The sequence below is a fragment of the Rhizobium grahamii CCGE 502 genome, assembly GCF_000298315.2.
Lineage (GTDB): Bacteria > Pseudomonadota > Alphaproteobacteria > Rhizobiales > Rhizobiaceae > Rhizobium > Rhizobium grahamii.
The window spans coordinates 281,789-297,368 of sequence record NZ_AEYE02000029.1; the positions used below are offsets into that span (position 1 = coordinate 281,789).

Annotated in this window: 16 protein-coding genes; 9 read left to right on the forward strand and 7 right to left on the reverse strand. The window is 61.3% G+C overall.

What is annotated here, in order from left to right; genetic code table 11:
- Positions 1 to 2 precede the first annotated feature (2 nt).
- On the forward strand, positions 3 to 170 hold the full coding sequence (ccmD, locus tag RGCCGE502_RS23230; protein ID WP_016556646.1) for a heme exporter protein CcmD: 168 nt from the start codon (positions 3 to 5) through the stop codon (positions 168 to 170).
- Entirely contained in the window at positions 167 to 772 is a 606-nt protein-coding gene (locus tag RGCCGE502_RS23235) for a DsbE family thiol:disulfide interchange protein (RefSeq protein ID WP_019280525.1), read from the forward strand. The genes ccmD and RGCCGE502_RS23235 overlap by 4 nt, the downstream gene beginning before the upstream one ends.
- On the opposite strand, the gene RGCCGE502_RS23240 is transcribed toward RGCCGE502_RS23235, so the two are convergent.
- The 5 genes from RGCCGE502_RS23240 to dapF all read right to left on the reverse strand — a co-directional run bounded on the left by RGCCGE502_RS23240 (position 773) and on the right by dapF (position 5,850).
- Positions 773 to 1,360, reverse strand: a complete 588-nt coding sequence (locus RGCCGE502_RS23240; protein ID WP_016556648.1) for a DUF2585 domain-containing protein — start codon at positions 1,358 to 1,360, stop codon at positions 773 to 775.
- Positions 1,357 to 2,001, reverse strand: coding sequence for a septation protein A (locus tag RGCCGE502_RS23245; protein WP_016556649.1), 645 nt, complete (start codon positions 1,999 to 2,001; stop codon positions 1,357 to 1,359). The genes RGCCGE502_RS23240 and RGCCGE502_RS23245 overlap by 4 nt, the downstream gene beginning before the upstream one ends.
- 64 nt (positions 2,002 to 2,065) lie before the next feature.
- On the reverse strand, positions 2,066 to 3,658 hold the full coding sequence (ftsY, locus tag RGCCGE502_RS23250) for a signal recognition particle-docking protein FtsY (RefSeq protein WP_016556650.1): 1,593 nt from the start codon (positions 3,656 to 3,658) through the stop codon (positions 2,066 to 2,068).
- Between the two features lie 15 nt (positions 3,659 to 3,673).
- Positions 3,674 to 4,948 (reverse strand): tRNA (N(6)-L-threonylcarbamoyladenosine(37)-C(2))-methylthiotransferase MtaB, encoded by a 1,275-nt coding sequence (gene mtaB, locus RGCCGE502_RS23255; protein ID WP_016556651.1) that lies wholly within the window; start codon positions 4,946 to 4,948, stop codon positions 3,674 to 3,676.
- Positions 4,945 to 5,850 (reverse strand): diaminopimelate epimerase, encoded by a 906-nt coding sequence (gene dapF / locus RGCCGE502_RS23260; RefSeq protein WP_016556652.1) that lies wholly within the window; start codon positions 5,848 to 5,850, stop codon positions 4,945 to 4,947. The genes mtaB and dapF overlap by 4 nt, the downstream gene beginning before the upstream one ends.
- A 204-nt stretch (positions 5,851 to 6,054) precedes the next feature.
- On the opposite strand from dapF, the gene RGCCGE502_RS23265 reads away from it, so the two are divergent.
- Positions 6,055 to 8,013 (forward strand): elongation factor G, encoded by a 1,959-nt coding sequence (locus RGCCGE502_RS23265; protein ID WP_016556653.1) that lies wholly within the window; start codon positions 6,055 to 6,057, stop codon positions 8,011 to 8,013.
- Here RGCCGE502_RS23265 and RGCCGE502_RS23270 read toward each other — a convergent pair whose 3' ends face one another.
- Complete coding sequence (locus tag RGCCGE502_RS23270) at positions 8,014 to 9,018, reverse strand: MBL fold metallo-hydrolase (protein WP_016556654.1); 1,005 nt, start codon at positions 9,016 to 9,018, stop codon at positions 8,014 to 8,016.
- A gap of 304 nt (positions 9,019 to 9,322) precedes the next feature.
- Here RGCCGE502_RS23270 and ffh point away from each other — a divergent pair, with 304 nt between their 5' ends.
- From ffh to trmD, 5 genes are all read left to right on the forward strand, one after another.
- Positions 9,323 to 10,891: a signal recognition particle protein gene (gene ffh, locus RGCCGE502_RS23275; protein WP_016556655.1), complete on the forward strand. Its 1,569-nt coding sequence runs from the start codon at positions 9,323 to 9,325 to the stop codon at positions 10,889 to 10,891.
- 15 nt (positions 10,892 to 10,906) lie between these two features.
- Positions 10,907 to 11,227 carry a chorismate mutase gene (locus tag RGCCGE502_RS23280; RefSeq protein ID WP_016556656.1) on the forward strand — a complete coding sequence of 107 codons (321 nt, stop codon included), beginning with the start codon at positions 10,907 to 10,909 and terminating at the stop codon, positions 11,225 to 11,227.
- 49 nt (positions 11,228 to 11,276) lie between these two features.
- Positions 11,277 to 11,645 (forward strand): 30S ribosomal protein S16, encoded by a 369-nt coding sequence (rpsP, locus tag RGCCGE502_RS23285; RefSeq protein ID WP_016556657.1) that lies wholly within the window; start codon positions 11,277 to 11,279, stop codon positions 11,643 to 11,645.
- Between the two features lie 117 nt (positions 11,646 to 11,762).
- Positions 11,763 to 12,332, forward strand: a complete 570-nt coding sequence (rimM, locus tag RGCCGE502_RS23290) for a ribosome maturation factor RimM (protein ID WP_016556658.1) — start codon at positions 11,763 to 11,765, stop codon at positions 12,330 to 12,332.
- Positions 12,333 to 12,340: 8 nt separating this feature from the next.
- Positions 12,341 to 13,021, forward strand: a complete 681-nt coding sequence (gene trmD, locus RGCCGE502_RS23295; protein ID WP_016556659.1) for a tRNA (guanosine(37)-N1)-methyltransferase TrmD — start codon at positions 12,341 to 12,343, stop codon at positions 13,019 to 13,021.
- 39 nt (positions 13,022 to 13,060) lie between these two features.
- On the opposite strand, the gene RGCCGE502_RS23300 is transcribed toward trmD, so the two are convergent.
- Positions 13,061 to 14,515, reverse strand: coding sequence for an NCS1 family nucleobase:cation symporter-1 (locus RGCCGE502_RS23300; protein WP_016556660.1), 1,455 nt, complete (start codon positions 14,513 to 14,515; stop codon positions 13,061 to 13,063).
- Positions 14,516 to 14,862: 347 nt separating this feature from the next.
- Here RGCCGE502_RS23300 and rplS point away from each other — a divergent pair, with 347 nt between their 5' ends.
- Positions 14,863 to 15,399, forward strand: coding sequence for a 50S ribosomal protein L19 (gene rplS / locus RGCCGE502_RS23305; RefSeq protein ID WP_016556661.1), 537 nt, complete (start codon positions 14,863 to 14,865; stop codon positions 15,397 to 15,399).
- Positions 15,400 to 15,580: the final 181 nt, after the last annotated feature.

Consider the following 15,580-nt stretch of genomic DNA (forward strand, 5'->3'; position numbering starts at 1 on the left):
CCATGACACACGCTTTCTATGTTTACGGCTCCTATGCCTTTGCCGCACTTGTGACAGTGGCCGTGACGCTGTGGACGTGGGCCGATGGCCGCGCTCGCCGCAAGGAGCTTGCAGCTCTCGAGGCTTCCGGTATTCGCCGCCGCTCGGCGCGCACAAAGGATGGCGTATGAGCCCCACGCCTGAAATGAACCCCGCCAAGCGCGGATTCGGACGCTATGCCGTCGCCTTGATCCCGTTGGCGGTCTTTGCCGTCATTGCTGGCACTGCGGCCAAGATGCTTTACGATCAGGATGTCCACGGCAAGGATATCTCCGAAATCCCCTCTGCCCTCATCGGCACGAAGGCCCCTGCTCTGAACCTGCCGCCGCTCGAAGGCGCCAACCTGCCGGCGCTGACCGATACTGCCGTCAAGGGCAAGCTGACGCTCGTCAACGTCTTCGCCTCCTGGTGCATCCCCTGCCGAGAAGAGCATCCGATCCTGAAGGAGCTCGCGAAGGACAGCCGCCTCAACGTGGTTGCTATCAATTACAAGGACAAGAACGACAACGCGCTTCGCTTCCTCGGCGAACTCGGCAATCCCTTTGCCGCTATCGGCGTCGACCCCAGGGGGCAGGCCGCCATCGATTGGGGTGTCTACGGCATTCCGGAAAGCTATCTCGTCGCGCCTGACGGCACGATCCTTTACAAGCGCGTCGGCCCGTTCGACGATATCAGCCTAAAGGAAGGTCTGTTGCCCGCTATGGCAAAGGCCCTTGGCAAGCCCGCTTCCTGATCAGATCGCGCTCTGCCAGGTCTTGACCGCCTCGATGGGCCAGACCAGCATCAAGACGTTAAGCGTCAGGTTGTCGCGGATCAAGTAGCCGGTCAAAAGCTCGAAGAAGATTGCAATCGCCACCGTCAGCGCCACCGGCGCGCGCGAGGCGAAGACGAAGCCGACGACCATGAACATTGTGTCCATCGCTGAATTGATGATGCTGTCGCCGTAATAGTCGAGCGAGATCGTCGCCGTACGGTAGCGATCGATGATGATGGGTGAATTCTCCAGCAACTCCCAGCCGGACTCGATGACCAGCGCCAGCAGCAGGCGTGCCGCAAACGGCTTTCCGCGAAGGACGAGATGCGCCACGCCATAAAAGATGAAACCGTGGATGATATGCGACGGCGTGTACCAGTCCGACAGGTGCTGGGAATTGCCGCTGGAGTTGACGACGCCTTCCCACAGCTTGACATAGCCGCAGGTGCAGATCGGCGTGCGGCCCATCAGATACTCGGTGACCACCTGCGCCAGCAGAACCAGCAGACACGTTGCAAACCAGAACGCCTGATGGCGAACCCTTGTCTGCGTTTCTGCGACTGTCACTTTTCGGCCTCTCCCGCTGGCGTTACCGTGTGCTTCATGATGAGCGGCATCTGCGCCATTGTGAAGATGATGGTGATCGGCATCGTTCCCCAAACCTTGAAGGCGACCCAAAAGTCATCGGAGAAATTGCGCCAGATGACTTCGTTCAGCACGGCGAGGAAAAGGAAGAAGATGCCCCAGCGAACCGTCAGCTTGCGCCATCCCTCGGAATCGAGCTGGAAAGCCGCATTGAATACGTAGCCGAGCAACGACTTGCCGAAAGCCAGCCCGCCAAGCAGCGAAACGCCGAAGAGCGCGTTGACGATGGTCGGCTTCATCTTGATGAAGGTCTCGTTCTGCAGGTAGATCGACAGCGATCCGAAGATGACGACGACGATGCCTGATACGAATGGCATGATCGGCAGATGCCCGAGCATGACCTTCGACACGATCAGCGAGATCACCGTCGCGGCCATGAAGAGAGCCGTCGCCACGAACAGCGGTCCGCCAAGCTCCAAGAGAACGGGAAAGCGCTCGACAAGCCACGCGCCGCGCAGGTTGGCGAAGAAGAAGATCAGCAGCGGGCCAAGCTCCAGCGCCAGCTTCAGCATCGGGTGATGCCGGTCGGCCGCGCTTGGGGTGATATCGCTCTCTGTCGTCATTCTATCTCAAATCCGGTTGTGCCACACGAGACGCTTGCCCGTGTTTGTCGGCATATCTGTGGCATTATTGGCCGAGCCCGGCAATGGCGTGCGCGAAATCCTCGGCTTCGAAGGGTTCGAGATCATCGACGCCTTCGCCGACACCGATGAAATAAACCGGCAGCTTGTGCTTGGCGGATATCGCCACGAGAATGCCGCCGCGCGCCGTACCGTCGAGCTTCGTCATGATCAGCCCGTTGACGCCGGCGACGTTGCGGAAAATCTCGACCTGCGACAGGGCATTCTGGCCCGTCGTCGCGTCGAGCGTCTGCAGCACGGTATGCGGCGCATCCGGATCGAGCTTGCCGAGAACACGAACGATCTTCTCAAGCTCTGCCATCAGCTCCGCCTTGTTCTGCAGGCGACCGGCGGTATCGATGATCAGCACATCGCACTTCTTTGCCTTGGCCTGCTCGAAGGCATCATATGCGAGACCGGCAGCATCGGCGCCGAGCTTGGTGCCGATGAACTCCGACTTGGTGCGGTCAGCCCAGATCTTCAGCTGCTCGATCGCAGCCGCGCGGAACGTATCGCCGGCTGCCACCATCACCTTGAGGCCGGCGCCCGAGAGCTTCGACGCCAGCTTGCCGATCGTCGTCGTCTTGCCGGTTCCGTTGACGCCGACGACAAGGATGACGTGCGGCTTGTGGCTGAGGTCGAGCTGTAGCGGCTTGGCGACCGGCTTCAGCACCTTGGCGATCTCGCTTGCCATGATGCGGCTGACATCCTCGCCGGTCACATCCTTGCCGTAGCGCTCGGAGGCGAGCGTATCGGTGACGCGCATCGCCGTCTCGACGCCGAGATCGGCCTGGATGAGCAGATCCTCGAGATCCTGCAGCGTCTCGTCATCGAGCTTGCGCTTGGTGAAGAGGGCGGCGATCTGGCCGGTAAGCTGCGACGAGGTGCGCGCGAGGCCGGCACGCAGGCGCTGGAACCAGGAAAGTTTGGGCGCAGGCACCAGAGGTGCTGGCTCGGAAACTGCGGGGCCGGTGGCAAATCCCTTCGGCAGAGTTGGCGTGGCAGACGCATCGCCGGGAGCGGCGCCATCTTCCACCGGAGCGGATATCTCCTGCTCAGCGGGGGCGGTCTCGCCCACGATCGGCTGCTGTTCCGAATCAGTGTCCGCTTCAAGCTCGGTAGCCAGTGTTTCTTCGACCTGGGTAGCCGATGCCGTCTGCGCGCGGTCGTCCTCTTCAGCCTGCTCGCCGGTCTCCGGCTGCAGCGAAGCAGCGACAGGAACGGTCTCTTCCGGCGTGCTTTCAGCGGGTGCCTCGACCTCGGCTTCGGCCTCGAGCAGCGAAAGCGGCACAATGCCGATGTCGCTCGTCTGTACCTCCGGCGGCAAGACCTCGGAAACGTCCTCCTCGACGGGCACGAGCGCTTCGGCCTGCTCGACAACGTCCTCTATCGAGGCATCCGCGCCAATGTCATCGGCCGGCCCGCCAGCCGTATCCATCTCTTCGGCCAGGACCGGGTCGGCAGCGACAGGAAGGTTTTCCTCGCGCGAATGCGGCTCCAGCTCGGTTTCGAGCGCTTTCGTCTCGACCGGCTCCGGCGCCTGCTCTTCCTCAGGCTTCGGGCCGAAGGTGAAGACCTTTTTGATGAAATTGAACGCCATGAGGATTCCGTAAACTCAGGCCGCGTCGGCGGCCGTCAATTGCATGTCGAGGTGTTTGCCGTTGTGCCCGGTGATCGCAGCCTGCACGAAGCTTCGGGGCGCCAGTCCCGCCGCTGCGACAAGCGTGAAGTTCTCGGTATGCGCCAAACCGTTGTTTTCCACCAGCAGCCATTGCTGCGTTCCGACCATTCCGTCGAGATGGGACTGATGCAGGCGATGTCCAGTGGCGCGAAGCCGCGCTGCCCGCTCCTTGACCAGCGCGCGATCGAGCTGCGGCATGCGCGCGGCGGGCGTCCCCGGCCTTGGACTGTACGGGAATACGTGGAGGTGGGCGATACCGGCCTCTTCCGCGAGCCGCTCGGCATTGGCGAACATCTCTTCGCTCTCGGTCGGGAACCCGGCGATCATATCGGCGCCGAAGCTCATCTCCGGCCGCAGGCGGCGCACGTCGTTGACGAAGGCCAAGGCGTCCGCGCTCGAATGGCGGCGCTTCATCCGCTTCAAGATCATGTCGTCGCCGTGCTGCAGCGACAGGTGAAGATGCGGCATCAACCGCGCTTCCTCGGCGATCAGATCCAGCAGATGCTTGTCCGCCTCGATGCTGTCGATCGACGAAAGCCGCAGGCGGCGAATATCGGGCACCTGCTTCAGAAGCGTCTTCGCAAGCAGCCCGAGCGTCGGTTCGCCGGGCAGGTCAGCGCCGTAACTGGTCGCATCGACCCCCGTCAGCACGATCTCCCGGTAGCCGCTTTCGACGAGCTTGCGCGCCTGATCGACAACCGCCCCCATCGGCACGGAACGCGAGTTGCCACGACCATAGGGAATGATGCAGAAGGTGCAGCGGTGGTCGCAGCCGTTCTGGACTTGGATGAAAGCCCGCACGTGACCATCGATGTGCTTGACCATCTGCGGCGCTGTTTGGCGCACGCTCATGATGTCGTTGACGCGCAGCTTCTCTTCCGCCGAAACGCCGAAATCCGGCAGGGCGCGATAGGAAGCGCTCTTCAGTTTCTCTTCATTGCCGAGGACGGCATCGACCTCGGCCATCTCGGCAAAAGTCTCTTTTTCCGTCTGGGCGGCACAACCGGTCACGATAATGCGGGCATGAGGATTGTGGCGCCGCGCGCGACGGATTGCCTGGCGAGCCTGACGGACGGCCTCTCCGGTAACGGCGCACGTATTGACGAGGATGGCATTGTTGAGCCCGGCCTTTTCGGCCTCCGCCCGCATCACTTCGGATTCGTAGGTATTCAGACGACAGCCGAAGGTGATGACTTCGACGCCGCTCACCGCGCTTCCGCTCCAGGCGCCGCATCGCGCGACCACGCACCCGTCGACGGATCGAGCGTGCCGGACCATTCCCATTCAGCCGGACCGGTCATGATGACGTGGCCATCGCCTTCGCGCCATTCAATGTTGAGTACGCCCTGGTTGGGGCTGCTTGCGACCTTCACCGCGACTTCGCGTCCGGTCCGTCCGGTGCGGACAGCGGAAACAGCCGTCGCGCAAGCGGCAGAACCGCAGGCAAGCGTCAGTCCCGCTCCCCGCTCCCAGGTGCGCGTCGTGATCGAACTGGGAGAAGTCACCTGCGCCAGCGTGATATTGGCGCGCTCAGGGAACATCGGATGGTTTTCAAGCAGCGGTCCAAAACGCCCGAGATCAAACGACATCGGATCGCGGTCGATCCAGAAAATCGCATGCGGATTGCCCATCGATGCGACGGAGGGCGAATGCAGCACCGGATTGTCGATCGGCCCGATCTGCAGCTCGATTCGGCTGGTATCATGGAATTCTTCGGCAAGCGGGATCTTGTCCCAGGCGAATACCGGCTTGCCCATATCGACGGAGATCGTCCCATCATCATGCTCGACGGCATTGAGAATGCCGGCAACCGTCTGGAAGGTGAAAACCTTCTTGCCGGTTTCCGAAGCAAGCGCCTGCACGACGCAACGCGTGCCATTACCGCAGGCCTGCGCCTTCGAGCCGTCGGAGTTCAGGATATCAATCCAGGCATCCGTGCCCGCTGCCTTCGGATCATGGATCGCCATGATCTGGTCAAACTGCGTGTCCGGCACGGCATTCAAGGCGATCGCTGCGGCGGGCGTCACCTTGTCGGCGCGGCCGCGCATGTCAACGACCAGGATGTTGTTGCCAAGCCCGTTCATCTTCGCGAATTCGACCGTTGCGCTCATAGTGTCATGTCCGTCTCTGTTTGGGCTGTATATGGCGGAAATGCCGAGGAATTACCAGTGGCTTGACGGACCCGGACACAGCGACACATTCATGGGAAGCTGTACTGACTTCATATTTAAGAATGACTGCACATATCTAGCGCTTTTCGCCGCTTCCAGGCATTCTTGCTCTCGGATGCGTGCTTTTGGCAGGGAGGATCGCCGATGCGCTGCTTCACGGTACTTGGGCCCTCGCAGACGGGAAAAACGACACTCGTCGCAAAGCTGGCCTCGCTCGAGGGAACGCCCAGAAAGTCAGCCTCTCCATATGGATCAAGCCTGACGGAATTCGACTTCAAGGATGAAGCATGGTGTGCGATCGACACACCCGGAGCAAACGAGGCGCTGGCGCTGGCGCAGGATGCACTGCTCGCCAGCGACGCTTGTATTCTCTGCATATCACCAACGCCTGACGAAGCGGTTCTCGTGGCACCCTATCTCCGTGCCATCGAGGCATCCGGCACGCCCTGTTTGGTCTTCATCAATCGCATGGACGAGCCGCGCGGCCGATTGCGCGACGTCATCGCCGCGCTCCAGGCCTACTCAAACCACCCCTTCGTTCTGCGGCAGGTGCCGATCCGCGAAGGCGACACGGTCGTCGGTAGTTGCGACCTCATCTCCGAGCGCGCCTGGCGCTATCGGGAAGGTCAGCCTTCCGCGCTGATCGAGCTGCCGAAGGACATTGCCGAGCGTGAGCACGAGGCACGAACGGAGATGCTGGAGCAGCTTTCGGAATTCGATGACTGGCTTCTCGAGGAACTTATCGAAGACCGGGAGCCGGCAAGCGACACGCTGTTTGCGATCTCCTCGCGCATCCTCAAGGAAAATCGGATCATCCCCGTCTTGTTCGGTTCCGCCTCGCATAGCAACGGCATTATGCGTCTGATGAAGGCGCTCCGCCACGAGGCGCCGCCGGCAACGGCGCTTCGAACCCGGCTTGCGGCCTCTTCCGCTGCGGACGAAGCGACACTTTCAGGCGTGAGTTTCCACGCCTACCACAAGGCCAATGTTGGCAAGACCGTCCTCGTGCGTGCACTTGCCGACGGCCTGAAGCAAGGCGCACCGCTGGCCGGCGCAACGCTGGGTCCGCTGCAGGAAGCCGGCAACGGAAAACCGATCAGTGGCCCTGTGCAGGCCGGCAGTATCTTTGCCGCTCTGAAATCGGACCATCTGCCCGTGCCCGCATTGCTGACGCAAGCCGGAAGCCTCGAGCCCCCCGACTGGACAACCCCACCGACACCGATGCTGGAGAGGATCCTCATACCCGGCAGTGAGCGCGACGAGACCAAGCTCTCGGCGACGCTTGCAAAGCTGGCGGAAACCGACCGCGGCTTGAAGGTCATGCAGGAGGAAGGAACCGGCGCGGCACTGATCTGTGCCCAAGGGCCGGTTCATTTGCGCGATCTCCGCAAGACGCTTTCCGAGGTTTTCCGGGTCGAGGTTTCGGAACGCGCACCCAACCCGGTTTACCGGGAGACGATCTCCAAGCCCTCGGACGTCCACTACCGACACCGCAAGCAGACAGGCGGCGCGGGGCAGTTCGCGGATGTTCAGCTCAGCGTCAGGCCGAACGAGCGCGGCCACGGCTTTACGTTTGCGGAAAACGTCAAGGGCGGCACCGTGCCGCGAAACTACATCCCGGCTGTCGAGGCCGGCGCCCGCGAAGCGATGGAAAAGGGGCCGCTCGGCTTCCAGGTCATTGACGTCGATGTCACCTTGACGGACGGCCAGTATCACTCGGTCGACAGCTCCGACTTCGCTTTTCGGACAGCCGGAAAGATGGGGGTCAAGCAGGCGCTGTCGCAGGCGTCAGCCGTCCTCATGCAGCCCGTCGTCAGGGTGGAAATCCATATCCCCTCGGTCTACTCAGGCGGCATGGTGACACTCGTTTCTTCGCTCAAGGGACAGGTGCTCGGCTTCGACCGCGACGAGAACGCCAAGGGCTGGGACATCTTTCGAGCGCTGGTACCGGGAGGCGTGCTTGACGATCTCGCCCGGTCGCTCAAGTCCGCAACGCAGGGCATCGGCCATTTCTCCAAGACCTTCGATCATTTCGAAGAGCTCTACGGCAAGGAAGCCGACAGCATCATCAATGCACATGGTTCAGGCGCCCAGACGCACTGATCATGCCGGCGGCACGTCGAAGACCTCGCCTGCCCGGAGCGGCCGGAACCGCTCCGGAGATATGCCGTGCTCGATCATCGCTGTAGTGAGCGCCTTGACCGGCGCATCGACCGCCTCGTCCGTCAGCTGGAATGTGGCGAAGTGGTGCCCGGCAACATAGGCGGCATTGGCAAGCTTCATTCCCATCACCGCTTCGTCAGGATTCTGGTGCTGCCCCTTCATGAACCAGCGCGGCTCATAGGCGCCGAACGGCAGGATGGCGAGGCGAAAGCCGTCATGCTTCTGCTGGGCGGCCTTATAATTGACGCCGTCGTGAAAGCCGGTATCGCCGATGTGATAGATTTTCCCGGCCGGCGTCGCCAACACGAACGCGGCCCAGAGCGCCATGCGACGATCCCCCGTACCGCGAGCCGACCAGTGGTGCGCCGGCTCCGCGTAGATATCGATCCCCTGAAGCGAGATGCGCTCGCCCCAGTCCATCGCCGTTACTTGCATCTTGGGGGCGGCACGGCGAATGATCACATCGTTGCCAAGCGGTGTGACGACATGCGGCCGGTGTGTCGCCTGCAGACGGCGAAGTGTGCCAACGTCGAGGTGATCGTAATGGTTATGCGAAACGAGCACGAGATCGATCGGCGGCAGATCGTCGAACGCGATGCCGGGCGCAACGACGCGTTTAGGCCCGGCGAAGCCAAAGGGGCTGGCTCGATCGGACCAGACGGGATCGGTCAGGATGTTCAACCCGGCGACCTGAATTAGCATAGTCGCATGGCCGACCATCGTTACCCTGATGTTCTCGCCGGCGACATGCAAATCCGGCTTGGCTGGCTGGAAAAGGCTCGGAACCGACTTCGGCCAGCGATCCCGGCCGCCGCCGAACTGCCAACGCATCAGATCGCGAAAGCCGAGAGGCTCGATACCGTCAGGATTGAAGAAATGCGTACCGTCGAAGTGATCGGAGACCGGACCCTGATAATAGGGATTGCGTCGTTTGGCCGTGGGCATGCAAGAGCGTTTCCGTTGAAGGAAAAGCAGATCTGGGATCGTGCGTGCGCTTTTGAAAGGCCGAAACGCCGTCTTTTCTCGGGTTTGCCTTGACTCGCCACGCTTTTTGCTGTTTACCGCCGCTCAATCTGCGACGAGCTTCAAGACTCGAGCCACCGACCGGGACCCGCAAAGGTATAAATCGATCCCGGAGGTCCACACCCGACAGCGCGATGCGCCCTCGGGTGCTTTTTGGCTATGCGTCTTGTTTTCGTCACGGAAAAGCACAAGGTTTCCGTCTTCAGGAAATCACAAGGAAGAGCCGATGTTTGAGAACCTCCAGGACCGTCTTGGATCCATTCTGAATGGACTGACAGGCCGTGGCGCGCTTTCGGAAAGCGATGTTTCCGCAGCGCTGCGCGAGGTTCGCCGTGCGCTTCTGGAGGCTGACGTCGCGCTAGACGTGGTGCGCGCCTTCACCGATCGCGTCCGCGAAAAGGCCGTCGGCGCCGAGATCCTGAAGTCGATCAAGCCCGGCCAGATGGTCGTCAAGATCGTCCATGACGAGCTGATCGAGATGCTCGGCGGCGAAGGCGTGGGCGTCGACCTGCACGCTGCTGCCCCCGTCGTCATCATGATGGTCGGTCTGCAGGGCTCGGGCAAGACGACGACGTCTGCGAAAATCGCCAAGCGGCTCACCGACCGCGAAAAGAAGAAGGTTCTGATGGCGTCGCTCGATACGCGACGCCCGGCCGCCCAGGAGCAGCTGCGCCAGCTCGGCGTGCAGACGAATGTCGACACGCTGCCCGTCATCGCCGGCCAGTCGCCGACCGATATCGCCGCGCGCGCCGTGCAGGCAGCCAAGCTCGGCGGCCATGACGTCGTCATTCTCGACACCGCCGGCCGTACGCATATCGACGAGCCCTTGATGGTCGAAATGGCCGACATCAAGAAGAAGTCGAACCCGCATGAAATCCTGCTGGTCGCCGACAGCTTGACCGGTCAGGACGCCGTCAATCTGGCGCGCAACTTTGACGAACGCGTCGGCATTACCGGCCTGGTGCTCACCCGCATGGACGGCGATGGTCGTGGCGGCGCGGCCCTTTCGATGCGCGCCGTGACAGGCAAGCCGATCAAGCTCATCGGTGTCGGCGAGCGCATGGGCGAACTCGAAGAGTTCCACCCGCGCCGTATCGCCGACCGCATTCTCGGCATGGGCGATATCGTTTCGCTGGTCGAGCGCGCCGCCGAAAACATCGACGCCGAAAAGGCAGCCGCCATGGCCGCCAAGATGGCCAAGGGCAAGTTCGACCTCAACGACCTCGCCGACCAGCTGCGTCAGATGCAGAAGATGGGCGGCATGGGCGGCATCATGAGCATGATGCCCGGCATGGCCGGCATGAAGGACAAGATGGCTTCGGCCGGCCTCAACGACAGCCTGTTCGGTCGCCAGCTCGCCATCATCGGTTCGATGACCAAGGCCGAGCGCGCCAACCCTGACATGCTCAAGCATTCGCGCAAGAAGCGCATCGCCGCCGGCTCCGGCACCGATGCCGCCGACATCAACAAGCTTCTGAAGATGCACCGCCAGATGGCGGACATGATGAAGATGATGGGCGGCAAGGGCAAAGGCGGCATGATGAAGCAGATGATGGGCGGCCTTGCCGGCAAGATGGGCCTTGGCGGCCTCGGCGGCGGCATGCCTGATCTTTCGAACATCGATCCGAAACAGCTCGAAGCGCTGCAGAAGCAGGCGGAAGCCGCCGGCCTCGGCAAGCAGGGCGGCGGGCTACCCGGTCTCGGCGCGGCTGGATTGCCGGGTCTGGGCGGCGCCAAGCTGCCGGGTCTCGGTGGTGGTTTCCCGGGCCTTCCCGGCCTGCCAAAGAAGAAGTGAAGGGTCGCGTAGACAATGATTGATCCTGAAATCAAAGCCCAGCTTTCGAACTATCGCCAGTCGATCGACAACATCGACGCCGCGCTGGTCCATATCCTGGCCGAACGGTTCCGCTGCACCAAAGAGGTCGGCGTTCTCAAGGCCAAGTACAAGTTGCCGCCGGCCGACCCGGCGCGCGAAGAATACCAGATCGAACGCCTCCGCCATCTGGCGAAGGATGCCAATCTGGATCCGGATTTCGCCGAGAAGTTCCTGAACTTCATCATCAAGGAAGTCATCCGGCATCATGAGCAGATCGCTGCAGACCACGCCGAAAACGGCGCCGCAGCAAAATGAACCATACCGCCGGATCAGGCGGTCCAGAAAAGTCCAAGGAGTAAAGAAAATGGCACTGAAAATTCGTCTCGCACGCGGTGGTTCCAAGAAGCGCCCGTACTACCACATCGTTCTCGCTGACGCCCGTTCGCCGCGCGATGGTCGCTTCCTCGAAAACCTCGGTTCCTGGAACCCGATGCTCGCCAAGGACAACGGCGCTCGTATCACCCTGAACAACGACCGCATCAAGCACTGGCTCGATCAGGGCGCACAGCCGACCGACCGCGTTCTGCGCTTCCTCAACGAAGCCGGCCTCGCAAAGCGTGACGCCAAGAGCAACCCGGAAAAGGCAAAGCCGGGCAAGAAGGCTCAGGAGCGCGCTGCTGAAAAGGCTCAGAAGGCCGCCGACGCTGCCGAAGCTGCTGCTTCCGCAGAATAATCGGGGACTTTCCCTTATCGAACGGGCGGCATGGCGACATGCCGCCCGTTTTCGTTTCCATTCCGCCGCACTTCGTTTAAGAGAAGCCCAGATTTGCGGCTTCATGTGAAGGACGTCATGGCAAAGCTTGAAAATCCTGTTCTGATGGCAACGATCGGTGGCGCCCAGGGCCTGCGCGGCGAAGTGCGCGCCAAGGCCTACACTGCCGACCCGACGGCGCTCGGCGACTATGGCAACCTGCACAGCCTTGATGGCCGTACCTTCGAAATCCTCGACATCCGAGAAATGAAGAACGTCGTTGTCGTCCGCTTCCGCGGGATTAACGATCGCAATGCTGCCGAGGCACTGAACGGACTGGAGCTCTATATCGAGCGCGACAACCTGCCGGACGAGGAACTGGAGGAAGACGAATTCTTCTACGCCGACCTCGAGGGCCTGGAAGCGCTCGACGACCAGGGCGTCAGCTATGGCACAGTGACCGGCGTTTTCGACTTCGGTGCCGGCGACCTCCTGGAACTGAAGGGTCCCGGCAAGCGCCCCGTGTTGATCCCCTTCTCGGAAGCCTCGGTTCTCGACATCGACCTCGAAAGCGGCAGGATCACCATCGATCCCTTGGCTGCCGGCCTCGTCGATACCGAGGATGACAGCGCGAAATTCACGCCAGACACGCCGAAAAAGAAGAAGTGAGGTGGTCGATGGCGTTTCGCGCGACCGTGCTGACTCTCTACCCGGAAATGTTTCCGGGTCACCTCGGCTATTCCCTTGCCGGCAAGGCGATGGAGCGTGGCCAATGGTCGCTCGATACCCTGCAGATTCGCGATTTTGCAACCGACAAGCACCGCACTGTCGATGATACGCCCGCCGGCGGCGGCGCCGGGATGGTGCTCAAACCCGACGTCCTCGCCCGCGCCATCGACAGCGCTTCGAGGAACGACAGCCGTCCGCGTCTGCTGATGAGCCCACGTGGTAAGCCGCTGACCCAGGAGCGCGTGCGCGAACTGGCGTCCGGCGATGGCGTCATCATCGTCTGCGGTCGCTTCGAGGGTGTTGATCAGCGCGTTATCGAAGCGCGCGAGCTGGAAGAAGTTTCGATTGGCGATTACGTGCTGTCGGGCGGCGAACCGGCTGCACTGACCGTGCTGGACGCGATCGTCCGCATTCTGCCTGGCGTCATGGGAAACGATCTTTCCGGATTGCATGAGAGTTTCGAAGGCGGCCTGCTGGAGCATCCGCACTACACCCGTCCGCAGGAATGGGAGGGCCGCGAGATCCCGGCAATCCTCACGTCGGGCAATCATGGCGCCATCGAAAAATGGCGCCGCGAGCAGGCGCTGCAGCTGACTCGCGAACGGCGCCCGGACCTGTTGGAAGAATGAAAAATGCCCGGCCGAAGCCGGGCATTGCATAATTTGGTGTCAGTTCGTAGCGCCGACTGCGGAGCCACGTGTGCCCATGCGCAATACGTAGTAGACGACACCGCCAATGCCGACGCCGAAGAACCAGCCATAGGTGCCCCACCATTCCGGCAGGATCGACGTGAAGGTCGGCAGAACCGACGAGAACAGCGACCCGATGATGAAGGCAATGAACGCATTCGTGTGCCAGCCATTCTGGAAGCGGAACTCGCCATTCTCCTGATAGAGGTCTGGGACGTTCAGCTCGCCCTTCCGGATCAGATAATAGTCGACCATCATGATCCCGAAGATCGGACCCATTGTCGAACCGATGAAGTTGACGAAGTGTGCGGCACCCGTCTCCCACGGTGCAAACGGATAGAGCACCAGCGCGATCAGGGCTGCGATATAGCCGCCGCCCTTGAAGCTGATCTGGCGAGGGAAGACATTCGAGAAATCGAAGGCTGGCGAAACAAAGTTGGCCACCACGTTGATGCCAAGCGTTGCGACAGCGAACGTCAAGGCGGCAAGCAATGCCAGGAACCAGCTGTCGAATTTCGCCGAGATTGCTTCGGGATGCAGCAACACTTCGCCGTAGACGGTGAATGCGGCCGTCGTCGTGACGCCTGCAACCAGGCAGAAGGCAAGGAGGTTGATCGGCAGACCCCAAAGATTGCCGGTGCGCAGCGTCTTCGTGTCCTTGGCGTAGCGGGAGAAATCGCAGAAGTTCAGGTAGAGCGCTGCGAAGTACGTGATCCAGGTGGCGGCAACGGCGGCGAGAGCCGGGAAGGTGCCGGGTTCGTAGGAAATGCCTGCGTCTTTCGTCTTCTCAAGCAGGACGTCGCGCGGGATCTCGCTGCCGAAGGAGAAAGTGCCGGCCTTGGTAACGAGATAGACGGCGAGAACAAGCATCATGATCCAGACGGCGGGGCCGGCGAGGTCCTGGAACTTGCGCACGGTCTCCATGCCGCGCTGAATGATCAGGAGCTGCAGTGCCCAGACGATGACATAGCAGATCACCTCAAGCGTGGAGTGACCAAGCATGTGGTTGTTCTGATGGAACGCCAGCATGCTCTCGTTACGGATGAGAAGAGCGACGATCGCGCCGGATGCAGCCGCCGTCTGAGCGCCGTACCAGAAGCAGGCGACAACGGCGCGAACCAGAGCCGGGGCATTGGCCCCGAACGTGCCGAACGAGGCGCGCGCAAGTACCGGGAACGGCACGCCCGTCTTGACGCCGGCGTTACCGACGAGGCTCATGAGGAAGAAGATGACCAGCGAGCCGAGACCGATGGCGATCACGAAATTGATGAAGCTGCCGCACAGCAGGAAAAGGCTGGCGGCGAGATAATAGCCCCAAAGGCTGTGAACATCAGAAGTCCACACATTGAAGATGCTGAAGGCGCCCCACTTCCTCTCCTGAGCGGGCGCGAGGTCCTCGTTATATAACGAGGGCGACGGATTGCTGACTGTCATTCATTCCCCTCCGAAAACTCCAACGGATCACAATTTGATCCGACACAGAATCTGCTCCTCGGTTGGGCATTTGACAAATATTTAATCAAATGAGTCACAGGCTTGATATTGTGCAGCGCCGTTAAGGGTCGCATTTTGTCGGCCGACGCAGCGAAATTTCCGGGCCGAAGGGGTGACAAAGCCTACGCAATACGGTATGCGCACGCCCGGAATGGGAAAACTCCCATCAACCACGTAAAGAAAAACAGACGAATTCGCTCCTGCCCTCACCGGCAAATATCTGCGGCTCGACCAAGGATAGATCGTTCAGAGCGCTCTGGCTGTTGAACCAACAAAGAGGTTGAGTCATGAATATCATTCAGCAGCTTGAGGCCGAACAGGTCGCCAAGATCGAAGCCCAGCGCACACTTCCGGAATTCTCCCCGGGCGATACCGTTCGCGTCAACGTCAAGGTCAAGGAAGGCAACCGTACCCGCGTACAGGCCTACGAAGGCGTTTGCATTGCTCGCTCTGGCGGCGGTCTGCAGGAGAACTTCACGGTTCGCAAGATCTCCTACGGCGAAGGCGTCGAGCGCGTATTCCCGGTCTACTCCCCGGCAATCGAAAGCGTAGAAGTCGTTCGCCGCGGTAAGGTCCGTCGCGCGAAGCTCTACTACCTGCGCGATCGTCGCGGCAAGTCGGCTCGTATCGTCGAGAACACCGGCACCCGCGCCCGCAAGCTCAACGACGCCGAGCGTCAGGCCGTTGCCGAGGAAAAGGCACGCCTGGAAGCCGAAAAGGTTGCAGCAGCTCAGGCGCTCGCAGCCGAAAAGGCAGCTCAGGAAGCCGCAGAAGCCAAGGCAGCAGCAGAAGCTGCAGCAGCGGCCGAGCCGGCAGCAGAATAAGTTTCAATCCTCACGGATTGTTGGAAAAGGCGACCTTCGGGTCGCCTTTTTTATTGCGCGCGACCGATGGCAATTTCCGCCTTCGGTAGCCACTGTCCGAAATTCCGAACAGCCCGTGCGGAATGCATGGCGTTATCACCGTGGCGAAACTGCCCTATGTCTACCCCGTCTTCAAAGGGAG